This window comes from Bradyrhizobium sp. 142 (assembly GCF_023074015.1).
Lineage (GTDB): Bacteria > Pseudomonadota > Alphaproteobacteria > Rhizobiales > Xanthobacteraceae > Bradyrhizobium.
Genome location: NZ_JADPKQ010000399.1, coordinates 63805 through 87615, shown reverse-complemented (window position 1 = coordinate 87615; position 23811 = coordinate 63805). Strand labels below are relative to the sequence as shown.

Annotated in this window: 22 protein-coding genes and 1 pseudogene; 5 read left to right on the top strand and 18 right to left on the bottom strand. The window is 63.3% G+C overall.

Features of this window, described 5'->3' with window-relative positions; translation table 11 throughout:
* Positions 1 to 2: 2 nt before the first annotated feature.
* Both IVA82_RS37155 and IVA82_RS37150 read right to left on the bottom strand, forming a co-directional pair.
* Positions 3 to 857, bottom strand: coding sequence for a xanthine dehydrogenase family protein subunit M (locus IVA82_RS37155; protein WP_247388338.1), 855 nt, complete (start codon positions 855 to 857; stop codon positions 3 to 5).
* Positions 858 to 1034: 177 nt separating this feature from the next.
* The gene (locus tag IVA82_RS37150; RefSeq protein WP_247388337.1) at positions 1035 to 1712 is read right to left on the bottom strand and encodes an isochorismatase family cysteine hydrolase; all 678 of its coding nucleotides are present in this window, start codon (positions 1710 to 1712) and stop codon (positions 1035 to 1037) included.
* A 365-nt stretch (positions 1713 to 2077) separates the two neighbouring features.
* On the opposite strand from IVA82_RS37150, the gene IVA82_RS37145 reads away from it, so the two are divergent.
* From IVA82_RS37145 to IVA82_RS37130, 4 genes are read left to right on the top strand one after another with little or no spacing between them, the layout of a single operon-like run.
* Positions 2078 to 3160: a BMP family ABC transporter substrate-binding protein gene (locus tag IVA82_RS37145; protein ID WP_247388336.1), complete on the top strand. Its 1083-nt coding sequence runs from the start codon at positions 2078 to 2080 to the stop codon at positions 3158 to 3160.
* 17 nt (positions 3161 to 3177) lie between these two features.
* Positions 3178 to 4680 (top strand): ABC transporter ATP-binding protein, encoded by a 1503-nt coding sequence (locus tag IVA82_RS37140; protein ID WP_247493794.1) that lies wholly within the window; start codon positions 3178 to 3180, stop codon positions 4678 to 4680.
* 22 nt (positions 4681 to 4702) lie between these two features.
* Positions 4703 to 5779, top strand: a complete 1077-nt coding sequence (locus tag IVA82_RS37135; protein WP_247388334.1) for an ABC transporter permease — start codon at positions 4703 to 4705, stop codon at positions 5777 to 5779.
* A gap of 10 nt (positions 5780 to 5789) precedes the next feature.
* Positions 5790 to 6731: an ABC transporter permease gene (locus tag IVA82_RS37130; protein ID WP_247388333.1), complete on the top strand. Its 942-nt coding sequence runs from the start codon at positions 5790 to 5792 to the stop codon at positions 6729 to 6731.
* A gap of 47 nt (positions 6732 to 6778) precedes the next feature.
* Here the strand turns inward: IVA82_RS37130 and cutA are convergent, their stop codons facing one another.
* The 16 genes and pseudogenes from cutA to IVA82_RS37050 form a co-directional block, all read right to left on the bottom strand.
* Positions 6779 to 9172, bottom strand: a complete 2394-nt coding sequence (cutA, locus tag IVA82_RS37125) for an aerobic carbon-monoxide dehydrogenase large subunit (protein WP_247388332.1) — start codon at positions 9170 to 9172, stop codon at positions 6779 to 6781.
* A gap of 59 nt (positions 9173 to 9231) precedes the next feature.
* Positions 9232 to 9756: a (2Fe-2S)-binding protein gene (locus IVA82_RS37120; protein ID WP_247388362.1), complete on the bottom strand. Its 525-nt coding sequence runs from the start codon at positions 9754 to 9756 to the stop codon at positions 9232 to 9234.
* A 5-nt stretch (positions 9757 to 9761) separates the two neighbouring features.
* Positions 9762 to 10634, bottom strand: coding sequence for a xanthine dehydrogenase family protein subunit M (locus IVA82_RS37115; RefSeq protein WP_247388331.1), 873 nt, complete (start codon positions 10632 to 10634; stop codon positions 9762 to 9764).
* 9 nt (positions 10635 to 10643) lie between these two features.
* The gene (locus IVA82_RS37110; RefSeq protein ID WP_247388330.1) at positions 10644 to 11405 is read right to left on the bottom strand and encodes an alpha/beta fold hydrolase; all 762 of its coding nucleotides are present in this window, start codon (positions 11403 to 11405) and stop codon (positions 10644 to 10646) included.
* Between the two features lie 5 nt (positions 11406 to 11410).
* Positions 11411 to 12382, bottom strand: coding sequence for a 2-oxoglutarate and iron-dependent oxygenase domain-containing protein (locus IVA82_RS37105; RefSeq protein WP_247388329.1), 972 nt, complete (start codon positions 12380 to 12382; stop codon positions 11411 to 11413).
* 147 nt (positions 12383 to 12529) lie between these two features.
* Positions 12530 to 13768: an amidohydrolase family protein gene (locus IVA82_RS37100; RefSeq protein ID WP_247388328.1), complete on the bottom strand. Its 1239-nt coding sequence runs from the start codon at positions 13766 to 13768 to the stop codon at positions 12530 to 12532.
* A gap of 132 nt (positions 13769 to 13900) precedes the next feature.
* Positions 13901 to 14941, bottom strand: coding sequence for an aromatic ring-hydroxylating dioxygenase subunit alpha (locus tag IVA82_RS37095; RefSeq protein ID WP_247388327.1), 1041 nt, complete (start codon positions 14939 to 14941; stop codon positions 13901 to 13903).
* 17 nt (positions 14942 to 14958) lie between these two features.
* The gene (locus tag IVA82_RS37090) at positions 14959 to 16320 is read right to left on the bottom strand and encodes an amidohydrolase family protein (protein ID WP_247388326.1); all 1362 of its coding nucleotides are present in this window, start codon (positions 16318 to 16320) and stop codon (positions 14959 to 14961) included.
* Positions 16317 to 17045, bottom strand: a complete 729-nt coding sequence (locus IVA82_RS37085) for an ABC transporter permease (RefSeq protein WP_247388361.1) — start codon at positions 17043 to 17045, stop codon at positions 16317 to 16319. Before IVA82_RS37085 ends, IVA82_RS37090 begins: the two co-directional genes overlap by 4 nt.
* Positions 17046 to 17113: 68 nt before the next feature.
* Positions 17114 to 17968 carry an ABC transporter ATP-binding protein gene (locus tag IVA82_RS37080; protein WP_247388325.1) on the bottom strand — a complete coding sequence of 285 codons (855 nt, stop codon included), beginning with the start codon at positions 17966 to 17968 and terminating at the stop codon, positions 17114 to 17116.
* A 10-nt stretch (positions 17969 to 17978) separates the two neighbouring features.
* Positions 17979 to 18974 carry an ABC transporter substrate-binding protein gene (locus tag IVA82_RS37075; protein WP_247388324.1) on the bottom strand — a complete coding sequence of 332 codons (996 nt, stop codon included), beginning with the start codon at positions 18972 to 18974 and terminating at the stop codon, positions 17979 to 17981.
* A gap of 432 nt (positions 18975 to 19406) precedes the next feature.
* Positions 19407 to 19568, bottom strand: a complete 162-nt coding sequence (locus IVA82_RS37070; protein WP_247388363.1) for a hypothetical protein — start codon at positions 19566 to 19568, stop codon at positions 19407 to 19409.
* Positions 19569 to 19687: 119 nt separating this feature from the next.
* Positions 19688 to 19990, bottom strand: a pseudogene (locus IVA82_RS37065) (NAD(P)H-dependent oxidoreductase); the annotation flags it as partial.
* Between the two features lie 3 nt (positions 19991 to 19993).
* Entirely contained in the window at positions 19994 to 21349 is a 1356-nt protein-coding gene (locus tag IVA82_RS37060; RefSeq protein ID WP_247388323.1) for an FAD-binding oxidoreductase, read from the bottom strand.
* A complete protein-coding gene (locus tag IVA82_RS37055; protein WP_247493793.1) occupies positions 21346 to 22068 on the bottom strand; it encodes a cysteine hydrolase in 723 nt (240 codons plus the stop codon). Before IVA82_RS37055 ends, IVA82_RS37060 begins: the two co-directional genes overlap by 4 nt.
* Positions 22069 to 22170: 102 nt before the next feature.
* Positions 22171 to 22500, bottom strand: a complete 330-nt coding sequence (locus IVA82_RS37050; RefSeq protein WP_247388321.1) for a cupin domain-containing protein — start codon at positions 22498 to 22500, stop codon at positions 22171 to 22173.
* Here IVA82_RS37050 and IVA82_RS37045 point away from each other — a divergent pair.
* A complete protein-coding gene (locus IVA82_RS37045; protein ID WP_247388320.1) occupies positions 22402 to 23637 on the top strand; it encodes a LysR family transcriptional regulator in 1236 nt (411 codons plus the stop codon). The two genes, IVA82_RS37050 and IVA82_RS37045, sit on opposite strands and share 99 nt — an antisense overlap.
* Positions 23638 to 23811: the final 174 nt, after the last annotated feature.

Below are 23811 nucleotides of genomic sequence, written 5' to 3'. Positions count from 1 at the left end.
GATCATGCGGCGGCCTCGGCCAGCGCGCGCTTGACGGCAGTGGCCATGAGATCACGCCGGTATTCCGGCGTGGCGTGGATGTCGTCTATCGGACTGACCGAGGCCCACGCCTCGTGGGCGATCGTGTCGATCATCTGCGGCGATGCCGCACTTCCGACCAACCGCGCCTCCAGTTTGCGCAACCGGATCGCGCGGTCGGACACGCCGCCGACTCCCAGCCGCGCTTCGCGAACGATTCCGGCTTCGATTCGTAACGCCGCCAGCGCCATGCCAAGCGCGAAATCGCCGGCGCGTCGCGAGAATTCGTAGAAGCCGGTTCGCCAGCCCTGCCCCATCGCCGGCAGGCGGATCTCGGCGAGCAGCTCGTCGGCCTCAAGGCCGGTCGAGAACGTCCCGTTGAAGAAATCGCCGACCGCAATGGTTCTCTCTCCGCGCGCGCTCTTGGCGACGATGGCGGCGTCCAGCGTGGTGGCGACGAGGCACCATTCCGACGCCGGGTCGGCGTGGGCGAGGCTTCCGGCAAAGGTGCCGCGTTGCCGGATCGGATAATGCGCGATGTTGCCTGCGACTTTGGTCAACATCGCAGCGAGCGGGCCACCCGCGACGGGCCGATGAAAGGCAGCGTGACGCGTCAGCGCGCCGATAGTGAGGCCGCTGTCGTCCGATCGAATGTAGTCGAGTTCGCAGATGTCGTTGATGTCGATCAGCATCGCCGGCCGCGCCAGGCGGAAATTCATCGCCGGCACCAGACTCTGGCCCCCGGCCAAAATCTTGCAGTCGTCCTTGTGTTTCGCCAGCAGAACGAGCGCTTCGGAGAGGCTCGCCGGCCTGACATAGTCGAACGGTGCAGGCTTCACTTTTTTAACCTTGCTCAATATTATTTAACCTGATTAACATGACCGCATTACGGTGTCCACCAAACACAACAACGGTGAGCTTGCATGGGCCGGGCCAATGCTTCGGTGCGCGGGTGCCAACCGGCAGCGGCCGGCAGTGTTTCTTTCAGATCCGGGCGCGCCCTAAGGCGGCGAGTGTCAGCCTCGGCGGCCCCACTGCTCCAGCAGATCGGTGGCATCGGCCACCACGCCAAGATGCAGCGAGACCATCTTCAGTGCAGCCTCTTCCATATCCTCATTGGTGCCGCGGACGAGGTCGCGCAGCACGACCACGCGATAGCTCAGATTGCTGGCGTCGAACGCTGCATTGAGAATGCAGCAATCAGTCATGCCGCCGTTCAACACCACGGTGCGGACGTTCATCTGGCGCAGCAGGAAATCGAGATCGGTGGCGAAGAACGGCGACAACCGCTTCTTGCCCGCGACGACCAGATCGTTCGGTTCGACGTGGGTCACGAATTCGGTCCAGCGCGAACCTTCGATGGCGTGGTCGTCGGAGTTCGCAATCGCGCCGACATAGAGCGGGAATGTCCGCCGCCACGCCGAGGGAATGCCGGCAACGTCGTCAACGCCGCCCTTGCGCAGCACCGATTTGACATGGATGACCGGCACGCCGATGGCGCGCGCCGCGGCATGAAACCGGTCGATCGGCGCGACGATCTCGCGCGCGCGGGGCGCCGGGCAAGGACAATCCGGCGTATCGGCGAGGTGTCCCTGATGCATGTCGACCGACACGATCGCCGAACGATCGGCGCTGGTGAAATCCTGAAAGCCGTGCGGCAGGTCGCGCCTTGCGCCGTACACATAAGCCTTCATCACACGTCCTCCCGGCCGTTCCGCATCACTGCACGCGAAGCAATATCCAGGCCGTACGCCGCGGAGAATCCACCGATTTTCGCCTGCGTTCGGCCAGCAGCCGGCCGGTCTCGCACCACTCGGATGCGAAGCCCGCAGTGGCGCGAAAGCCCGGATTGGAAGGAGGCGGACCTTGAACGATGCGCCTGCATTCCTGCGGCGACCGACAACGATCGCGTGACGACGACGAGACGAGGAGGGGCTGCCCAGCGAATGGGTCGAAGGTGACTAAACAATCGGCGTGCTATTTTTTCCAACAATGCGAACATTTTTCTGACGTCCGCCTCAAGCGGCCGAGAAGCTCGCACAGCTAGAGGATTTGCGTGATGCGCTGGACTACTTCCATTCCTGTTCTTGCTGCGGCCCTCACCGGCGGCGCGGCAATCGCCTATGGCGCCGGGTTCACACTGCCCGCCCCGCCAAAAATCGCGTTCCTGTATTTCATGGACAAGACCGACGGCGGCTGGACCCAGGCCTTCGAAGAGGCTCGCGTAAAGGTCGAAAAGTCGCTCGATCTGCAAATACCCTTCGTCGAGGGCGTGCCGGAAGTGGCAGGCCAGATTACGCCGGCAGCCGAACGTTTCATCCAGCGCGGCTACAATGTGATCATCGGCACCGCGTTCGGCTATTCAGACACGTTCAAGGAGCTGTCGCTGAAATACCCGAAGGTCGCCTTCCTGAATGCGTCCGGCACCACCAACGGCTCGAACCTCGAATCCTTCTATGGCCGCACCTATGAGAGCCAATATCTCTGCGGCATGGTGGCGGGCGGGATGTCCAAGACCGGCAAGCTCGGCTTCGTCGCCGCGCACCCGATCGGCCCGGTGAACTGGACCATCAATGCCTACGAAATGGGCGCCCAGAAGATGAATCCCAAGGCGACCGTCACGGTGATCTTCACCGGAGCGTGGAACGATCCGGTCAAGGAGCGCGCCGCGGCCAGCGCCATGGCTGACCAGGGTATCGACGTCATCGGTCAGCACGTCGACACGCCGACGCCGCAGATCGTCGCCCAGGAGCGCGGCATCTATGGCACCGGACATCACCGCGACTTCCGTGAATTCGCGCCGAAAGCGACGCTGTGTTCGTCGGTCTGGACCTGGGACAGCTTCCTGTCGCCGGAACTGAAGAAGGTGGCGGCCGGCAATTGGGAGCCAAATCCATATGGCGCCTTCCCCGGCATCAAGGACGGCGGCACCGACATCGCCTGCTGTAACGCGGCGGTACCGAAAGACGTGGTGGACAAGGTGATGGCCGAGCGCGCCGCCATTATCGCTGGCAAGAAGATCTTCGCCGGCCCGATCAAGGACATCGCGGGCGCCGAGCGAGTCGCAGCGAACGCCTCGCTGGACGATGGTGGCCTTTGGAAGATGGACTGGTACGTTCCAGGCGTCATTACCCAGAAATAGGCTAGTCATATCAACTGATGGCATCCGCGCTGCAACTCGTCGGGATAAGAAAATCCTTCGACGGGGCCCCGGCTCTCGATGGCGCGTCCTTCGAGAGCCAGGCCGGCGAGGTGCATGCGCTGCTGGGCGAAAACGGCGCGGGAAAATCCTCGCTGATGAACGTCGCGGCAGGGCTCTACGCGCCGGACGCGGGATCGATCTCGATCGCGGGTGCTCCGATCGCGTTGAGCGGCCCCGCGGCCGCACGCCAACACGGCATCGGCATGGTGCACCAGCACTTCAAGCTGGTGAAACCATTCACTGTGGCCGAGAACGTGCTCCTGGCCAACCCGCAGCCGCACTTCGCCTCGGGCATCCGCAACATCCGCGCCGCGATCGAGAAGCAGGTCGGCGAACTCAAATTTTCCATCGACCCTGACCGGCGCATCGACACCATGACGGTGGCCGAGCAGCAGCAGGTCGAGATCGTCAAGGTGCTCGTGGGCGGCGCCAAAATTCTGATCCTCGACGAGCCGACGGCGGTTCTGACCGACGCGGAAGCGGTCGGCCTGCTCGAGATCGTGCAGCGGCTGGCGCGCTCCGGTACCGCGGTGGTACTGGTGACGCATAAGCTGCAGGACGTGAAGCGTTTCGCCGACGCCGTGACCATCATGCGTGGCGGCAGGACGGTCGCAACGCTCGACCCGCGCAAATCGAGCGCAGAAGAACTGACCGAACTGACGGTCGGCCAGACGCTGCCGCTGCCGGAGCGGACGCCGCACCAGGGCGGACCGACAAAGCTCAATGTTGGCGCTCTCTCCTACACGCGCGGCGACGGCCGCACTATGCTCAACAATACCAGCTTCCACGTTCGCGCCGGCGAGATCTACGGCATCGCCGGCGTCAGCGGCAACGGCCAGTCCGAACTCGCCGAAGCGCTGATCGGCGCGATCGAGCCGTCGTCGGGCGAGATCTGGCTCGACGGCACCGGCGACATCAGCCGCGCCAGCCAGACCAAGCGCCGCGAGGTGGCGATCGCTTCGATCCCCGCCGATCGTTACGCCTACGCGCTGGCGGGCAGCCTACCTATCAGCGACAACCTCGCGGTTGCACAAATCCGCTCAGGCCGCTACGGCGGCGTCCTCAAGCTCGACCGCGCGGCGATGCGCCGTGACGCCAGCGCCGCGGTCAGGGACTACGACGTTCAGGGCGTCCGCAGCATCAACCAGAAAGCTTCGCTCCTCTCCGGCGGCAATGCGCAGAAGCTCGTGATCGCGCGGGAATTCAGTCGCGAGCCCCAAGTCGTGGTCGCGCACAGCCCGAGCCGGGGGCTCGACGTCCGCGCCTGCGCGGCGGTGCATCAACGCCTGATCGCTGCACGCGAGCGAGGTGCGGCCATCGTGCTGATCAGCGAGGATCTCGACGAGGTCTTGAGCCTGTCGGACCGCATCGGCGTCATGAGCAGGGGCGCCATTGTCGGCGAATTCGAATGCCCGGCGGATCGCCAGGCAATCGGCCGTGCTATGGTCGACCATGGATGATTTTTCCCGCCGGGCGGATGCCTTGATCTCTGCTGCTCCCTCTGTCCCCCGCGGCCTCGGCCGCCTCACTCTTGACGTGCGTCAGGATCTGTCGACGTGGAAGCAGGCAGCCTTCGTCGGCTCATCGCTCATGTTCGGGCTTGCGATTTCCATCGCCATCCTGGCCGCGGCCGGCATCCCGCCGTCGACATTGGCGAGCGAACTTGCAGGCGTGCTCACCGCTGAAAATCTGCGCGGCGTGCTGGTGCAAGCCGCGCCGCTGATCCTCGTCGGGCTCGGGGCCGGCCTCGCGTTCCGCATCGGGTTCTGGAATCTCGGCATCGAAGGCCAGATGATCTTTGGCGGAATTTTCGCCGCCGCGATCTCGATCTACGACGTCGGACCGGCGGCGACGCGGCTGCTGCTGATGGGATCGGCCGCGGCGCTAGGCGGCGCGCTGTGGGTGCTGATGGTGGTATTTTTGAAGAACCGTTTCCGCGTCAATGAGATCATCGCGACGCTGCTGCTGAACTATGTCGCGATGTATTTCCTGTTTCACCTGCTGTACGGCGCCTGGCAGGACGCCAAGACGGCGTTCCCGCAATCCTCGCCGTTCCGTTCATTCGAGCGGCTGAGGGATATCGGCTATGGTATTAATAGCGGCCTCTTGATCGCCATAGCCGGCGTGTTGGGAGCCGGCTGGCTGATACACCTCAGCCGCATCGGCTTCTACACCCGCTTCATCAGCGCCAATCCGCGCATGGCCAAGATCGTCGGTGTTCCCGTGCAGACAGCGACGATATGGATCATCGCGGCCTCCGGCGCCTGCTCCGGCCTCGCCGGGTTCGTCAACGTCGCGAGCCAGGAAGGCCGCCTTACCCAGTCGTTCTCCAACGGATATGTGTTTTCCGGCGTGCTGATCGCATTCCTCTCGCGCAACGATCCGATCATGATCGCGATCGTCGGTTTCCTGATCGCGGTGCTGTTCATCGCCGGACAGACGCTGCAGGTATTTTACCAGATCCCGTTCGCGATGGTGCAGATGATCGAGGCGATCATCGTGATATCGGTGGCCTCGTCCGAATTCTTGATCCGTCACCGCATCCGCTGGCTTCGCTGAAGGCACCCCCGTGAACCTAGGCGACTTCCTGATCAATTGGATTGCGAACGCTCCGGCGACCGCGGTCCCCTATGCGCTTGCCGCCCTCGGCCTGATCGTGGCCGAACGTTCCGGCGTGCTCAACCTCACCGCCGAGGGCCTGATGCTGATTGGCGCGCTGTCCGGCGCCGGCGTTTCGCTGCTGTTCGTCGGCCATCCGGCGATCGCGCTGCTCGCCGCGATGCTGGCCGCGAGCGTGGTCTCGCTGCTGTTTGCCGTGCTGGTGGTGGTGCTGCGCATCAACCAGGTGATCGCGGGCTTGTCGGTGGTGTTCTTCTGCCAAGGCCTGACCGGCCTGATCGGCACGCTGGCAAAATGGCAGAACAAGCAATTGAGCGGGCTGGCGCCGCTGAAGATCTCGCCGCTGTCGGAAATCCCGGTGATCGGGCGGATATTCTTCACGCAGGACCCCGTCGTCTATCTCACCATCCTGATTTTCATCGGGGTCAATTTCCTGCTGTTCAAAACCATGCTCGGCTTGCGCATCCGCGCGGTCGGCGAAAATCCGGCTGCGGCGGATGCAGCCGGCGTCAGCGTCGCCTTGCATCGTATCCTCGCCATCGTCGCCGGCTCCTCGCTGATCGGGCTTGCCGGCGGCTACATCTCGGTCGTCAGCGTCAAACTGTGGGTCACCGGCATGACCGGCGGCCGCGGCTGGATCGCGGTGGCGCTGGTGGTGTTCGCGCGCTGGGCGCCATGGCCGGCGCTCGCGGGGGCGCTGCTGTTCGGCTGCATCGAGGCGCTGATCCCGCACATCGCCGCGGCCGGCATTCACGTGCCGCAATATCTGATGCTGATGACGCCATATCTCGCCACCATCGCCGTGATGATCTGGGTGGGCGCCAAGGACCGCCGCGGTAGCCAGGAACCCGGCGCGCTCGGCCAGCCGCATGTGCGCGAGGAGCGGCGGTAGCCGATCGATTTGCCATTGCTCCCCGCGCAATGGCAAACCTCGTCCACTCAATGCCCCGCCCGCTCCAGCACATTCGCGATCATGGTCGGCGACAGCGGCACCTGGTGAAACCTGAGCGCTCCGAACGGGCGTAGCGCGTCCTCAACGCCGGAGGCGATCACGGCACCCACCGCGATGCAGCCGGCTTCGCCAACGCCTTTGACGCCGAGAGGGTTGAGCGGTGACGGCGTTTCCAGGTGCAGGATCGAGACATCGGGGATTTCGGTGGCGTACGGCACCAGAAAATCCATCAGGCTGGCGTTAGCGAGATTGCCGTCCGGCTGGTAATCGAGGTGTTCGTAGAGCGCGCCGCCGATGCCTTGCGCAATGCCGCCCATCACCTGCCCTTCGACCAGCATCGGATTGATCATGTTGCCGCAATCATGGATGCAGACGTATTTTTTGATCTTGACGGTGCACAGGCCGGGATCGACCTCGACGATCGCGCCGTGCACACCATACGCCCATGTAGATTGCGCCGGACTGTAATAGTCGGTCGCCTCCAGTCCCGGCGCCTCGCCTTCCGCGAGCGGCGGACCGTCGTGCTTGCTGGCCGGCGCGAACTGCGTCGCAGCCTGAGCGGCCTTGTTGAAGGCATAACGTAACGGATTGCTGGCGGTGGCGATAGCGGCCAGCGGCACGAAGCGGTTAAATCCCTTGACCCAAGCGGCGGAGTCGCGCAGCTCGATGCTGTCGATATCCACATCCAGCATGTTGCCAGCCGCCTGCAGCACTTTCTTGCGCACGGTAGCGGCGGTCTTGTGAATCGCGTTGCCGCTGACAACCGCCGCGCGGCTGGCGAACGTCGCCACCCCCCAGTCGAACGCCTTGGTGTCGCCCTCGACCACGATGACGTCCTGCGGAGCAACGCCGAGCTGATCGGCGACGATCTGCGCAAACACCGTGTCGTGCCCCTGGCCCTGCGTGCTGAGGCCGGTGTTGACGTAGACCTTGCCGGTGATCGGGTGGATCTTCACATGGCCGCCCTCATAAGGACCAAGCCCGGTGCCTTCGACATAGCAAGCAAGGCCCAAGCCGAGATACCGGCCTTCGGACAACGCTTTTGCCTGCGCGACGGCGAAATCTTCGGCGCCGAGTTCGCTCGCGGCCATGGCCAGCGCCTTGCCGTACTGGCCGCTGTCCAGCGTCACCTTTAGTCCGTCGGCGAACAGCAGGCCCTCGCGTGCGTAGGGAAACTGGTTGTCGGCGATCAGATTGCGGCGGCGAATCTCAAACCGGTCGAGGCCCAGTTCCTGCGCCAATTGGTCCATCGCGCGCTCAAGCGCGAAACAGGCCTGCGGCCGGCCGCAGCCGCGATAGGGCGTCACCTGCACCGTCGGTGTATAGACCGCCTTGAACTCGACGAAAATGTTGGGGATTCGATACGGACCGGCGATCGAGGTGGAGGCGACCTGCGCCACGGCTATGCCGTAGGGAATGAAGGCGCCGGTGTCGTGCAGGAAGAAATCACGCAGGCCGATGACTTCGCCCGACTTCAGCGCCGCCAATTCGATGGTGTGGATCTGGGTTCGCTCCTGAGAGGAGCCGATGAAATTTTCGCGGCGATCCTCGATGTATTTGACCGGGCGGCCGAGTTGCATCGCCGCCATCGGCACCAAAAGTTCGTCGGGATAGAACAGCAGCACCTTCTGGCCGAAGCCGCCGCCGACATCGGGCGCGATGACGCGGACCTTGTCTTCATCAATCCCGAACACCGAGGCAAGCCCGCCGCGCACCGAGATCGGCGCCTGCGTGCCGTCCCACACCGTTAACTCTCCGGTGACCGCCTCCCATCGCGCGGCGACCGCCCGGCATTCCATCGGCGCGGCGGTCGAGCGATCGACCTGCACGGTGATTTTGGTGACGTGTTCCGCAGCGGCGAAGGCGCCGTCCGGATCGCCGCTAGTCTGGACGAAATGGGCGGCGAGATTATTCGGAATAAAGGCGTGCACGCGCGGCGCGCCGTCGCCCAGCGCCTTCACGATGTCCATCTCGACCTGCAGTGGCGCGTAGCCGACCTCGATCAGGGCGGCGGCGTCTTCCGCGATGTAGCGATCGACCGCCACCACCATCGCGATGGTCTGTCCGACATAGTGCACGTCGCCCCGCGCCAGCGGGCGCTGGGTCTGCGGGTTGGTCATCGACGGATGCGGGATCAAGAGCGGCATCTCGACATCGAGCGCGCCGATATCGTCGCAAGTGTAGATCGCGACGACACCGGAAATGGCTTTCGCCGCCGCAGTTTCGATCGAGTTGATCCGCGCCCGCGCATGCGGGCTGCGCAGAAAGGCGACATGCAGCGCGCCCGGCAACGGAATGTCGTCGACGAAGGCGCCCTCGCCGCGCAGCAATTTTGGATCGACGTTGCGCTCGATACGCGCGCCGAACATCCGTGTCGACATGCGTTCGCCTCTCTATTCTGACAAGATCTTCTCGGAAAACCGGTGCGCGCTTTTCCGGATCATACTGATGTTCTACCGAGTAATTCGGCCGCGCGGCGTACCGCAGCGATAATGTTGAGATAGCTGGTACAACGGCAGAGATTGCCGGACAGCAATTCGCGGATGCCGTCGTCGGTGAGATCGAGCGGCTCTTTTTCCTCGAAGCGCCCGAGGATGTTCATCACCATGCCGGGCGTGCAGTAGCCGCATTGCAGGCCGTGGCATTCCTTGAAGGCCTGCTGCACCGGATGCAGCGTACCATCGGCGGCGGCGACGGATTCGATGGTGCGGATGCTGTAACCGTTGGCCTGCGCCGCCAGTGTGAGGCAGGAGCGGCCGGGCTTGCCGTCGATCAGCACGGTGCAGCAGCCGCACACGCCATGCTCGCAGCCGACGTGGGTGCCGGTCAGGCCCAGCTCGTGGCGCAGAAAGTCGGACAGCAGCATCCGCACACTGACGGTGCGACGAACCGCCTCGCCGTTGACGGTCAGTTTCACCTCGACCTGCGCATCGGCAGAGCGGTCAGGGATCGTGGGCTTCATCATTCGTGTCATGCCACAATCTCCGCGCGCTGCGCGGCCTTGGCGACCATCCGGCGGATCAGCGTTCCGAGCGCCCGGCGCCGATAGCTTTGCGAGACATTGATGTCATCGGGCTGGGTCACGGCGGCGACCGAGACCGCCACCGCGGCATCAAGATCGGAAGCGCCGAGCGTCGTTCCATCCAGGATCGCTTCGGCCTCTTTCAGCCGGATCGGCCGATCGGCAATGCCACAGGCCGCGAGCCGGATGCCCGTCGCACGACCGCTGCCATTCATCGAGAGCACGCAGCCGATTCCGACGACCGCGTAATCGCCGTGCCGCCGTGTCACCTCGTCGAACGCCCAGCCGGCCCTGGCCGGCAGCAGCGGAAAGCGCGCCTCGACCACGATCTCATCGTGAGAGCGGGCCGTGGTCAGGAACGACTGGAAGAATTTTTCGGCTGCGATCTCGCGCGAGCCGGATGGTCCCTGCGCAATCACGGAGCCACCGAGCAGCGCCAGCAGCAGCGGCATTTCGGCCGAAGGATCGGCGTGGCAGAGGCTGCCGACCACGGTGCCGCGGTTGCGGATCGGGATATGGGCGACGTGCTGCATGACTTCCGCGATCAGGGGATTGGCACGCTTGACGTCTTCGTCGAGCTCGAACTCGCGGTGACGGACCATGGCCTTGACGATAATGGCGTCGCTGCCAACGACGATACCGCGCAGGCCCTGGATATGCTGGATGTCCACCAGCAGCGACGGATTGGCGGCACGAAAATTCATCGCCGGCAGCAGGGTCTGCCCGCCGGCTAGCACCATTGCGTCAGGATCGCCGGCGAGCAGGCTGATCGCAGCTTCCAGGGTCGTTGGCGCCTCATAGCCAAAGATGGAGGGCTTCATCGCGTCACCTCACCTCGCATGTTCGGCGACCGCCGTCATCAACAGGGCAACCAGCGCATCAGGGTCGGAAAGCTGCGGCGCATGATCGCTGTCGAGCCCGTAGACGGCGCGGCAGGGCGACATGGCCTGCATCTTCCGTTGCAGCGGCAGATGCACCGAGCGGTCCTCGCGCGCCTCGATATAGACGCGCGGCACCGTGCCGAAGCCGTCAGGCGAAAGCTTCAGCTGCGAGCGGCGGCCTCCCTCGGGCTGCGGCGTCAATCGGCGCGCGGCGGCCTCCGCCTGCGCGCGGTCGGCCTTGTGGTAAAACACCTCGACGGCGGCGGACGGATCGATGCTCGACAACAAGCCCGTGGCATCGTAGCTGACGCGCTTGTGCGCGCCGACCATCCATGGCTCCAGGTGCAATTCATAGAACTGCAGCACCGACATCCCGTCCGGCAGTAGAAACGCCGCAAGAAAGATCGCAAGCGCGATCCGCTCGGGACGCAATTCGCAGGCCTGGGCCGTCGCGGTGCCGCCCATGCTGTGGCCGACCATCACGATGGGACCTTGGGTGGCGTCGATGATGCCGGCGACGTGGGTGGCGTAGCGCTCGAGATTGGCCTCGGCAGGCGCCATCGGATGATGACCGTTGCCCGGCAAGTCGACGGCGATCGCGTCGTGGCCCAGCGCGTTGAGCCGCGGCACGATCGTCTCCCAGGCCCAGGCGCCCTGCCAGGCGCCGTGGATCAGGATAAAGGTGAAGCGTGGCGAGGCGGCATCGGCCATGGCGGCTATTTGTAGGTCCGCTTGTACATCGCCCGCATGTGCTCCTCGACCGTAATGGGCAGATATTTGGGTGCCTCGCCTGACGCGAAGCAGGTCGGAATGCATTCGACCTTATGGGCATAATTGCCCGTGTAGAAGAACGGGACCGAGTAGCGCTCGCGGCCGGAGGCATTGACCACGCGATGCAGGGTCGAGCGGTATCTGTCGTTGCTCCAGCGCGCGATCATGTCGCCGAGGTTGACGACAAAGGTGCCGGGGACGGGATCGGCATGAATCCAGCCGCCGGAGGCCTGATCCCAGACCTGCAGGCCGCCGACGTCGCCCTGGCGCAGCAAGGTGAGCCCGCCGAAATCGGTATGGGCGCCGGCGCCCTTCTGGTCGGGATTGCCGCCGGCCGGTTGCGGCGGGTAGTGCAGCAGGCGCACGGTCGCCATCGCGTCGGTGCAATAGCCGGCAAAATAGTTGTCGGGCAGATCGAGCGACAACGCGATGCCGCCCATCATCCGCGCCGACAGATCCAGCATGACGTCAAGATAGGCCTGCATCACCGGCTTGAAGTTCGGCCGCGCTGCCGGCCACTGATTGGCTCCGTGATTGAACATGCCGGCGACCACCCTGGCATCATCGGCCGTGTGTTCGGGGCCGATATAATATCCCTCCTTCAGGTCGGCGGGCGCGCCGGGCTCGAGCGTCTGGCCCTGCAGCGGCTCGTAACCGCGATTGGCCTTGGAGCGAGATTTGTCCACCTCGGCCTTCTGAGCCGGCGGCAGATCGAAGAAGGAAGCGGCTTCCGCAAAGACGTCGGCGACGAGGGCCTCATCGACGCCGTGATTCGAGATGTAGAAGAAGCCGTTGTGCAGGCATGCCGCGCGCAGCTTGCTTGCAACCTGTTTGCGATCGGATAGATTTGGCGAAGACAGCCCGCCGATATCGATGACCGGCAGGTTGGCCTCTGATATCCGTGCCGCTTCGAGCATTGTCATTCTCCGTATCGCCGGCTTGTCTCTCCCCGTTAGAGCTGACTGGGGGAGCAGGCCACCTGAGCTAGGTTACGCGGACGGCGCGGGCATGGACGCTCGAATATTCGGCAGAACGTGGGGTCTTCTGGCCAAAAATCAGCCACGTCAGGGCCGGGCGAGCTCGCGCATCTTGTCGGCATCGACCAGCCGTCCATGGCTGATGACGGCGGCGGGCGGGGCGTGAAAGCGGAGCGCCTCGCTGACGCTGGGCTGGTCGAGCACGACAAGATTGGCCGCGCAACCCGCTTTCAGGCCGTAATCCTTGAGATTCATCGCCGCGGCCGCGCGAGTAGTGATCATCTCGTAGAGTGTGGCGATCTCCTTCTCCCTGGTCATCCACAGCAAATGCGAGGCGAGGAACGCGACCTCCGGCATGTTGTTGCGGCCGAACGGATAGTACGCATCCGAGATATCGTCCTGGCCGAGACAGACATTGACGCCGCCGGCCAAGAGCTCCCGCACCCGCGCATGCAGCGGGCCGGTGTGGGGATTGCTGACGACGCTGATGCGCGCCTGCTGCAACAGCTGCATCAATTCGCCGAAATAGTCTTCGGGATACAGCGCCATCGCTCGGCAATGATGCGCCAGCGCCCGCCCCTGATATCCATGGGCGAGGGCCTCGCGCGCCATCGCTTCCAGCGTCTTCATGTTGGCATCGCCGACGTCATCCAGCAACATCGAGACGTCGGCGTCGAATTCGGCGGCAAGATCAAAGCAGAACTTGATGTGGGATTCTGCGTCCGCCGCATTGGCCTCGATCCAGGGAATGCCACCGACGACATCGGCCCCCATCGCCATCGCTTCCCGCATCAGCGCCTCGGTGCCGGGCTCGCGAATGAGGCCGTCCTGCGCGAACGCCACCACCTGGAGATCGACGATGCCGCGGAATTCCTCGCGGACGGCGATCAGTGCCTTGACGCCCTCGAGCCGCGCCTTGGAGTCGACATCGGCGAAGCCGCGGATGTGGAGGTTGCCGTGCAGGACCGCCAGCGCCATCGCACGCCGGGCGTTCGGAATGATCCAGGACGCATCGTAATTGGCTTTCACCGAGGCGGCCAGATCGATCGCGTTGGCCGCCTCGCTCATGCCTTTGGCGTGATAGGCCTCGATGGCCGCTTCCGACATCATCGGCAAGGTCCAGACCTTGCAGAGGTGCAAATGCGCATTGACGTAGGACGGCGTAACGAGATTTCTGCGTGCATCCACAATGGCGCGGGCGTCGATCTCGATCAACGGCCCGACGTCGGTGATGATTCCGCCCGAAATGGCAATATCCGAGAGCGCGTCGCCGCCGCCCGGCAAACGGGCGTTCTTGACCAGCAGGTCGGCCACCTCAGACATCATTGCTGATGTTCTCCTCGCCCGGTATCGGGCTCCGCCACGGTACCGATGCGTGCAAAGCGCATGCCGCCGCGCCTATGATGCGGATCGCTACGGAAGCTCGGAGCGAACAACTATATTCGGAAGTTCGGGAGCTTATCCAAGGCACGCCTGGGCCACGGGCTCTTGCAGCTGCTCTTCTTCGCCGTGCTGCCGCAGCAGATCGAGCAGGCGCTTGCGCATGATCATTCCCGGACGATCGGACGGCATATGCATCTCGATCTTGCGGCCCATATCGACGATGGCATCGGGGTTCGTGGATTCGAGCATGTTGCGATCTTCGGCGATGATCGCGGCATCCCAGTCGATCAGTTCCTGCGTCGAGCAGTCAGCCTCGGTATCGTTACGGAACAGCAGCTGAACGACCTGAATCTGTCCATCCGAGATCGGCGTCGCGCAGTTGAAGATAATGTGGCGGATGCCGGACGGATATTCCATGTCGAGGCGCCGGCAGAACGGCATGAACCATTTGTTGCGCTGATGCCGCCGGGTCGTCGGCTCGGTCGTGCCGGTGATCCTGTAAGCGCCTGGCGGATTGCGGATGGTGATGATCGTCTCGGCGTCGAAACCGTCATCGGTCTCGACAATTTCGTACTTCTCCGGTTTCGGCTGATTTACGTCGCCAAAGGTGCCTTTGTGAACGAAGGCAAAGTGAGCATTGTCGAAGGAATTCTCCATCAGCCGAAGCGCGGCCGTGTTCCATTTGTCGTAGAACTGGTTGATGCGCCGGTAGCCGGTCGCGCCGTCCTCGGGAATTGCGGGGATGTCGCTCAAGGGCTCATCGAGCGCGACCCAGACATAGCCGTAGCGGGCCTTGGCACGGAATGAACGCGCCTTGGCCTCCGGGACCGGCTGCTCGAATGGAAATTGCGGGATCATCACGAGCTTGCCGTCGCGATCATATTCCCAGCCGTGATAGCCGCAGACGATGTTGCCGTTGTTGCACCAGCCCTTGGACAGCTTTGCCGTACGGTGACAGCAACGATCTTCCAGTGCGGCGGGCTCGCCCTTGGCATCGAGGAACAGCACGATCGGCTCGCCGAGCAATGTGAAAGGCTTGGGCCCGTCCTTGAGGTGATCGACCGGCATCAGCGCATACCAGAACCGGCGCAGCACGGGTTGCTTGGTGTTCAACATGATGGTCCTCCGCGGGTCTAGACCGCCAGGCGCGTGACGAAACGCGCGGCATCCGTTTTGAGCTTTTGCAGATCGAGGCCGGGAATGGCACCGTTTTCGACGACGATTCGGCCGCCGATCAGGAGATAGCGAAGTTTCGCCGAGCCGCCGCAGATCACCGGCGCAATCAGGGGATCGTGCATGCCGAAATGCCTGACGTCGTCGAGACTGAAGATCGCGATGTCCGCCTGTTGTCCCGGCGCCAGCGTTCCGACATGGGGCATGCCGAGCACACGGGCGCCGCCCGCGGTCGCCCAGTGCACGACGTCCTCGGCGGTCACCGCCCCCGCCCCTTTGACGGCGCGATGGGTGTGCCAGGCGCTGTGCATTTCGCAGAGCATGTCGGCCGCTTCATTGGAAGCCGCCCCGTCAACCCCGAGCGAGACCGCGCCGCCGAGCCGCGCCATCGCATCGGCAGGCGCGACGCCGGAGCCGAGCCGGCAGTTGGATTGCGGGCAATGCGCCATGCCCGTGCCGGTGCTCGCGAGAATCCGCACCTCCTCCTCGTCGAGATGGACCAGATGCGCGAACCAGACGTCCTCGCCGAGCCAGTCGTGCTCGGCGAGCCAATGCACCGGACGCTTGCCGTGGACCGAGAGGCAGAAATCCACGTAGTCGGAGGTTTCAGACAAATGGCTGTGCAGCCGTATCCCCATCCGCCGCGCCGCGGCGATCACTTCGCGCAGCTCACCGGGATCGAGCGACCAGGTCGGTGTGGTCGGCGCCAGCGCGACCCGCGACAGGCTACTCGGCGAAGCATCGTGGAAACGCTGCGCGCAGGCCTCAACCGACTGCAGCATGCGATCGAGCGTTTCGACCGGCATCGCTGCGAGTTTGTCGGTATCGACATGGCGTGCCGTGGTGCCGCCGCCGCGGCAAAACACCAGGCGGAGGCCGAGACTGCGCGCGACCTCAAAGATGACCTGCGCCGGGTCGAACCCGAAGGTGTCGCTAAAGAGATAGTGATGATCTGCAACCGTCGTCGTGCCAGACAGCAGCAGCTCCGCGAGACCGATCCGGGCCGCGACGGCAAGTGCCTCCTCGTCGAATTTCGACCAGAACCGGTAAGGCACCGCGCGCAGCCAGCCCGCTAGCGGCAGGTCGATGCCGGACCGTACGCCCTTCAATACGCTCTGGAACAGATGATGGTGGGTCGAAATCAGGCCGGGATAGACCACGCCGCCCTTGGCATCCAGCCGTTGCTCGCCCGGCTCTGGCGCGAGTGTGCCGATTTCGACGATCACGCCATCACGGATGCGGATCTGGCCGGCGCTGCGCATGGCCGCGCCCTGCAGGCCGGTAAAGATGCCCACGGCATTGTCGATCAGAATGGCGCTCATGCCTCGGCTCTGGTCTCGCTGTCGTGCCAATTGGACAGGGCCAATTGCGACAGCGCAACCATGGCCGCGAACAATGCGACCCCGGTCAGCGTGATCAGCAACAGCGCTGCAAACATGCGGGGAATATCAAGAGTAAATCCCGCATCGAGAATCTCATAGGCAAGCCCCGAGGAGCGACCACCTGTGCCCGCCACAAACTCCGCAACCACCGCGCCGATCAGAGCCAGGCCGCTCGATATCCGCAATCCGCCGAAGAAATAAGGCAGCGCACCGGGAATGCGCAGCTTCACCAGCGTCTTGAAGCGGCTGGCGCGATTCATCCGGAAGAAATTCGCAAGCCCCGGGTCTACGCTGCGCAGGCCAAGCGTCGTGTTGGAGATGATCGGAAACAGCGCCACCATGGTTGCGCAGATGGTCAGCGACAGCTGAGTGTTCTTCACCAGGATGATAATGAGAGGTGCAATCGCAACGACGGGGGTCACCTGCAGGAGAACCGCGTACGGAAACAGGCTGACTTCGATCGCGCGGCTCTGCACGAACATGAAGGCGATCAGCGTGCCCAGAATCACGGCTGCCACGAACGCCTGCAAGGTCACGCGCAACGTCACCAGGAGCGCGCGCAGGAGCGAGGGGCCGTTGTGCAGGAGGCTTGCGCAGATGTCGGACGGTTTCGGAAACAGATAGACGGGAACGGACGCCAGCCGAAGACCGATCTCCCACAGCATGAACAAGACGATGCCGACCGCAATCGGCGCCGCGATCCGCACGAAGACTTCGGATTCGAAAAGAGGCTTCACGATCCGCCTCCAACGGCTGACTGAAGCGACGCCTCGGCGAGCCAGGCCGACAATTCGCGGCAATAGGCGGCGAATTTCGGGCTGTCGCGGAATCCCTGGTCGCGCGGCTGCGGATGATCGATCGTCATTGTGCGGAAGATGCGGCCGGGGTTCGCGGCCATGACAATGATTCGGGTCGAGAGGAACACGGCTTCGTAGATCGAATGCGTGACGAAGACCGTGGACAGCTTTCGCTCCCAAGACAGGTTGACGAGATCATCGTCCAGCTTGTTGCGGGTGAATTCGTCAAGAGCGCCGAACGGCTCGTCCATCAAGAGAAGGTTGGGGCTCGTGACCAGGGCACGCGCGATGGAGACGCGCATCTTCATTCCGCCGGACAGTTGCCGCGGAAAATGCCGATTGAACGCGGAGAGGCCAACGCGCGCGATGGCATCCGCGACTTTCGGATCTGCCATGGCCCGCGGCATGTTGGCGAGTTCGAGCGGCAAGCGGACATTGGCCTCGACCCGAGCCCATGGCATCAAGGTCGGCTCCTGGAATACGAAAGCGAGGCGCCTGCCTTCCTGCCCTACTTGCGTGAAATCACTGCGCCACCACAACAGCCGGCCGTCGGACGGCTCGATGAGATTGGCGATCAGCTTGAGCAGGGTGCTCTTGCCGCAACCGGACGGGCCGATCAGGGTCAGGAATTCGCCGTCGGCGATGGAAAGATCGATCGGCGCCAGTCCGCGCGCGCCGTTGGCGAAGACCTTCTCGGCGGACAAGACTTCAACGGCCGGCGGCCGGTCCCGAGCCGGCGTCATTTGCCTTGCTATCTGGTCGAGCGGCTCAACGGGCAGCAGCGCCGTCATGTCGGCTCCTCTAGTTCACGCCGATCTTCAGGTCCTTGACGAAACGGTCGTCAAAGGTCTTGTGCCAGTCGACCTTCGGGTCGAGCAGCCCGCCCGTGACCAGGAAATCGTAGATCTTCTCGTAGCGGTCGGCAGTGATGATCCCCACCCCTCGCGTTGTCGCATCCCCACGGTCGATTGCCTTCATTTTCTTCATTTTCTCGATCGCAAACGCGAGCTGCCCATCTGTCATCTTGGCATTGTCGGCCTTGATCAACGCATTTGCCGGCGCTGGATTCTTCATGTAGTCGCGCCAGCCTTCGAGCGACGCCTTGACGAAGCGCGCCACGACGTCGGGCTTGTCAGCGATCATCTTCTCGGTCGTGACGATGGTCGAACCGTAGGGCGGATAGCCGTCGTCAGCGAGCAGGAAGAATTTGGCCTTCTCGTTCTGCTGCTCGGCTTGATACGGCTCGGACGACGGATAGGCCTGCTGCGCTACGGTCTTGTCGGCGAAGAAGGGCTGCAGGTTGAAAGTGTAGGGACGGATCTGGTCGTCCGTATAGCCGTATTTGGCACGCAGCCAGGGCCAGAACGTCGTGCGCGACGATCCGGCGATCAGGATCGGCCTACCCTTGAGCGCGGCGAGATCAGCCACATCGTCATGGGTCATGATCCCCTGCAGGTCAAACTGAAACGACGAAGCTACCGTCACCAGCGGCAGGTTCTGCTCACGCCCTTTGAGGACCTGGATGTCGTAGCCCATCATGAAATCGGCATCGCCGGCCAGCAGGAGCTGCGACCCGTTCACCTGCGGGCCGCCAATCTTGATCGTGACATCAAGGCCAGCCTTCTCGTACAGCCCGGTTGCCTTGGCCTGGTAGAACCCGCCGTGCTCGGCCTGCGCGAACCAGTTCGTCAGGAAGGTCACCTTGTCGACGGCCTGCGCCGGCGCGAGCGACGCGGCCAAAGCGGCGCCTGCCACGAAACCTGCTGCAATTATGCGGGACAGACTTCTCATCGCCATGCCGGGACTCCTCGTATCTCGCCGGCGTCGGCCGGCGAACTCTGTGCTGGGAGACGTTCGAGGCTAGAGGATGCACAGGCAGCGCGTCGCCTTGAAGCATTTTTATTCGAGCGATCCGTTGCCTTTCGAGCAATGCCACTTTCGTGTGCAGGCAGGTTCGGCTTCGAGACGTTGAGCCAGCTTCTCGGCTCAACCGCGCGCAAATCACGGTCCAAATAGCAGAGCCGAACATAAGTTTGGCAGGAAGCGATCGAGGATTTCGCGGATTTCGGCGGTGCCGGTTTCGTGGGCAATGGGTTGCCGAAAATAGGCACAAAGTTTCGTCTCGCAAGCAGCGTCAAGCGCGCAGCTGATCTTCTCTGTCGTCGGAGGCAGACGAGCGCGGAGCAACATCGCTCGTCCGCGCGACCTGTGGCCGCTCGCAAGGCGTGGCTAGAACCGGCTCATTTCCCGCCGCAGCCTTGCAAGAAAGCGGCTGCGCTTCTTCGTGGTCGCGACGTTCATGTGATAGAGCGCGTAATAGCGCACGCGCGCCTTGCCGACCGTGAACCACGGCAGATAGCGCTTGATGATCTTGCGCGGCGGATCGGCCATGCCGATCGCCTGCAGCGTGGCCGGCCATAGCTCGCAATGCCCGTAATGCGTTCGATGTGCTGCAGCATCGGCCTGGCCTGGCCAGGATCGGACAGGTCGAGCGCGATGCCCGGGCCGAACATGCGATCGAACCAGCCTTTGAGCATCGCCGGTGGCCCGAACGACCAGGTCGGAGACTGTACGATCAGGGCGTTCGCCGCCATCAGGCGCGCCGCATAGGCCTCGTTGTTGCGCCGGTTCCGCACGGGATCATGGTAGTCGCGGCGCCTCTGCGCGCTGAGGACGGGATCGAACCCCTCGGCATAGAGATCGAGCAGATCGACCGTATGCCCCGCCTCTGCAAGTCCGCCGAGCGCCTTCCCACGAATGGCTGAGTGGAAGCTGTCGGCAAGCGGATGGCAATACACGTAGAGCACGTGCATCGCTTACCGCCTGGCGCTGACAAAGCTTCGCATCTTGCCGGGATTGAGCAGGCCATGCGGATCGACCTCATGCTTGAAGCCGAGCTGATCCGCATCAGCGCGCTTGTAGCGGCTGCCGTCCTCGACGGTGAAGACGTGCGGATTGGCAATGAAGACCCCGCGCTCCTCATGCAGCCGTATGATCTCGTTGAGGCGATCCGCATCGGTGTAGCGTATCACTGGCAGGCTGCTACAGGTGACGCGGCCGCCAAAGCGAATGAACTCGAGGTGCTGCAGGACCTCATCCGGAAACAGCTCGCACATCTCGGCGACCTTTTCCAGAACGCGCTCATGCGGATAGAGGCATTGCAGGTAGGTCGCGGACCGGTCGCTCTTCAAGACCTGCAGCGTGGTGTGATTCCAGCAATATTCGTACAGCGGGACCCGGCCTGGACTGTCGTCGGTCGGTGTCTCCAGCGTGATCGTGCCGCGGCGGCCGAGAAGCGACCTGAAGCTTTCGACAGACGGCTCCGCGATCATCGCCATCAACACGCTTTTCCCATCTGGGCAATGCGGCTTCAGCGCACCGAAATAAGAAGGCAACGGCCAGGTGATCGGCGCGAGAACCTTTTTCACGATCCCGTCGCCCAGGGCGGCCTCGTAACCGAACGTCGCGGCCTCGATGAAATCGTCGAAGGCCACCACGACGTCGATCCATTTCCACGCTGGCGCGAGCGGCATTTCCAGCGCAGCGATGATGCCGGTGGTGCCGTAGGCGCGATTGACCTTCTGCGCCGCGTCGCCGCGCAGCTCGATCACGCGGGGCTCCTCTTCGAGGGTCACGACTCGCGCCGCCAGAATGTTGCCCGGCTCCCGCAAGCCGCCATAGGTGACGGACCCGATCCCTCCCGACCCGCCCGCGACAAAGCCCCCGATCGTCGCCATGCGCTTGGTCGATGGATGCAGCCGCAGCTCCCACCCCTCGGCCTGCGCAGCGGCATCGATCGCGCTCATCTTCGCGCCAGCGCTGACCCGGACGATTCCAGGCTTGATCCACTCAATGCTCTCGAGCCCGGAGATATCAAGGAGCACACCGCCTTCGAGCGGCACAGCCTGCCCGTAGTTGCCGGTGCCGCCTCCGCGCACGGTGATCGGAACCCGATGGCGCGCGCAAACTGATGCGACCCGAATCACGTCGTCCTCGTCGCGAGGCAACACGATCAAATCGGCCGACTTGCCGTCGAGCTGCGCATTCAGGATCGGGCTATACCAGAAGAAATCGCGTGATCTCCGGCGCACGACCTTTTGCTCGGTGACGATGGGAATGTCGCCCAGATCGGCCATAAGCCGATCCAGCGTGCCGACTGCGAGTTCGTTCACGATCGGCCACCCCGGGTTGCGTGGTGAACGAGCTCCATCGCGATCGCATCGGACCTGACGACGAAACCGAAGCACTGGTTAACATTGTAGATGGTTGCGGCCATGCAGTAGTCGGGCGACGTCGTGGCCGCACAGTCCTCCAGGAGCAGGCAGTCATAGCCCCGAAAATTCGCCTCCTGCAGAGTGCAGAGTACGCACTGATCGGCATTGACCCCCGCGAACATCAGCGTGTTCACGCCGAGATTGCGAAGAATACTGTCGAACTCGGTATCCTGAAAACCCGACATCCGATACTTCGCAACATGGATGTCGCTCGCCTCTACCGGTAGCTCGTCGACAATGGCCGCCGACCAGCTGCCCCGTTCCAGCACCTTCGCGCCTGAGTCCGGCAGCGCATCACCCAGTCCAACACCGACGCCGCTCGGATTGTACACGTGCAGCAGCGACGGACTGAGGTTGAGCCGATCGGGCCGATTGCCCCAGTTAAGCCAAATGATCGGCACCGAGGAGCCGCGGAGTACGGGAAGCAGCCGCCGCAAGGGCGAGATTGGACGGCGTGCCGGCGCAACATCGACGCCGATGTGTGCCAGCCACCCCTTGGGATGGCAGAAGTCGTTCTGCATATCCACGATCACAATCGCAGTGCGCGCGAGGTCGAACGTGATCAGCTTGCCCTGGGCCTGGACCGTTACCGGTCGCGGCAGGACGACCTGGCGCACCAGATTGGCTCGTCCCTCGGACACCATCCAGCTATTCGACCTGCTTGATCCAAGCGGCAACAAGCGTTCGTCGGCAGGATCGGTCGATATCGCGTCCATCGATTAGAGCCCCTGCAGAACGCGGATGTCTTCGGCGTCGAGCTCGACCGGCTCGCCGCTGCGGATCAGTTCGGAAAAGCCCTCGTTGGGTGTCATTACGGTGAGCGTATAGAGCTTGCCTGGCCCCGTGTTCTCGATGACGTGCTCGGAGCCCGGATGCAACAAGAGCGAGTCACCCTTCTTGATCGGCAGGGTCTTTCCGTCGCAGCGCGCAACACCCACGCCGTGCAGCACATGAAAGAACTCATATGCCGAGGCGTGCTCATTGGGGGGCGTCGCCCCACCAGCTTGGAATATCTCAATGACGAAGATGCTTCCGATCCGGTCCGACACCTGATCGAACAGGACTGCGAAATAATTAGTGTCCTTCGGCGAAATGCGGAAGGCCTTCGCACGCGTGAGCTCGGCAACGCTGAACGACATATGATGAATTCCTTACACGGTGCGCCTGTCGCCATCATGGATGTCGCATGCCTCGACATCACGTCAAAGCGCTTTGATTCGACAGACCCGTTGCCTTTTCGGCAACGACCCACCATCCTGCGAAATTCGTCAGGGGCCTCGGATATGCTTCACAGCCGGCTATTGAACTACATCGACGAAGTCGCCCGCACCGGCTCGATCCGCAAGGCGGCGGACCGCCTCAATGTCGCGGCATCGGCCATCAGCCGCCAGATTCTGGCACTCGAAACACAATTAGGAACGCCGATCTTTCAGCGTCTCCCCAAGAAGCTGATCCTCACGGCCGCCGGAGAAGTCCTGATCGGACATGTCCGCCAGACGCTCAAGGAGCTGAGCCGGACGCAGGTAAAGATCGAGGAATTGAAAGGCCTGCGACGGGGCGAAATCACGGTGGCGATGATGAGCGGTCTCGCCTCGAACCTCGTCCCGAGCACGGTGAAGGAGTTTCGAGCCGCCAATCCGCGGGTCAAGCTGAACCTGACGCTTTTCAATACAGGAACGGAGATTCAGCTCGCTGTTGCCAGTGGCGAAGCGGACCTCGGCATCGGATTCGACTTCGGCAAGGACAGCAATCTGAAAGTGCTCGCTCGTGGGGTCGGTCGGCTTGGCGCGGTGATGGCACCGAACCATCCATTGGCAAAGCGAACCGGCATTCGCCTCGGCGATTGCATCGATTACCCCCTCGTCATCGCCGATACCACCAGCGCGATTCGCCCTTATCTTGACGCGGCCTTCGCCCGTGCCGCGATCGACCTGCAGCCGGCCATCGAGACAAACTCAATTGAGATCATGCGGCATGCCGTGATGCTGAATGACGGCATTAGCTTCCTGACCCCATTCGACGTCGAGTTCGAGCGACGTGCCGGGCGGCTTGCCTATGTTACGGTTCGCGAGCTCTCTCATGATGCGCAGGCGCTGATGCTGGTAGGCCATATTCGCGGCACCAGCGCCATCGCGAGCGTGCTGGCGGAGATGCTCAAAGCAATGATCCGGGAAGTTGCCGGCTGACATGCACTGGCTGCGCCGTCATCGCCGTCGCCGGCGCGTTCAGGACAGCGTTGCCCAAAGAGCAACGCAACAGACGAAATTAAGCGCTTTTCATGCTCGCTCAGATAGCCAACAATCATTGGCGGCCGCCTGAGGGACGAGACCCGTCGGGGTGCTGAAACGGAAGGCGACTGA

What these genes read in the sequence shown, in the direction of transcription:
- IVA82_RS37150 (WP_247388337.1), bottom strand. Translation starts at nt 1,712, where the DNA reads ATGAAGGCTTATGTGTACGGCGCAAGGCGCGACCTGCCGCACGGCTTT.
- IVA82_RS37145 (WP_247388336.1), top strand. Translation starts at nt 2,078, where the DNA reads ATGCGCTGGACTACTTCCATTCCTGTTCTTGCTGCGGCCCTCACCGGC.
- IVA82_RS37140 (WP_247493794.1), top strand. Translation starts at nt 3,178, where the DNA reads ATGGCATCCGCGCTGCAACTCGTCGGGATAAGAAAATCCTTCGACGGG.
- cutA (WP_247388332.1), bottom strand. Translation starts at nt 9,172, where the DNA reads ATGTCGACACGGATGTTCGGCGCGCGTATCGAGCGCAACGTCGATCCA.
- IVA82_RS37120 (WP_247388362.1), bottom strand. Translation starts at nt 9,756, where the DNA reads ATGATGAAGCCCACGATCCCTGACCGCTCTGCCGATGCGCAGGTCGAG.
- IVA82_RS37115 (WP_247388331.1), bottom strand. Translation starts at nt 10,634, where the DNA reads ATGAAGCCCTCCATCTTTGGCTATGAGGCGCCAACGACCCTGGAAGCT.
- IVA82_RS37110 (WP_247388330.1), bottom strand. Translation starts at nt 11,405, where the DNA reads ATGGCCGATGCCGCCTCGCCACGCTTCACCTTTATCCTGATCCACGGC.
- IVA82_RS37105 (WP_247388329.1), bottom strand. Translation starts at nt 12,382, where the DNA reads ATGCTCGAAGCGGCACGGATATCAGAGGCCAACCTGCCGGTCATCGAT.
- IVA82_RS37100 (WP_247388328.1), bottom strand. Translation starts at nt 13,768, where the DNA reads ATGATGTCTGAGGTGGCCGACCTGCTGGTCAAGAACGCCCGTTTGCCG.
- IVA82_RS37095 (WP_247388327.1), bottom strand. Translation starts at nt 14,941, where the DNA reads ATGTTGAACACCAAGCAACCCGTGCTGCGCCGGTTCTGGTATGCGCTG.
- IVA82_RS37090 (WP_247388326.1), bottom strand. Translation starts at nt 16,320, where the DNA reads ATGAGCGCCATTCTGATCGACAATGCCGTGGGCATCTTTACCGGCCTG.
- IVA82_RS37085 (WP_247388361.1), bottom strand. Translation starts at nt 17,045, where the DNA reads ATGCTGTGGGAGATCGGTCTTCGGCTGGCGTCCGTTCCCGTCTATCTG.
- IVA82_RS37080 (WP_247388325.1), bottom strand. Translation starts at nt 17,968, where the DNA reads ATGACGGCGCTGCTGCCCGTTGAGCCGCTCGACCAGATAGCAAGGCAA.
- IVA82_RS37075 (WP_247388324.1), bottom strand. Translation starts at nt 18,974, where the DNA reads ATGGCGATGAGAAGTCTGTCCCGCATAATTGCAGCAGGTTTCGTGGCA.
- IVA82_RS37070 (WP_247388363.1), bottom strand. Translation starts at nt 19,568, where the DNA reads ATGGCCGATCCGCCGCGCAAGATCATCAAGCGCTATCTGCCGTGGTTC.
- IVA82_RS37045 (WP_247388320.1), top strand. Translation starts at nt 22,402, where the DNA reads ATGAAAGAACTCATATGCCGAGGCGTGCTCATTGGGGGGCGTCGCCCC.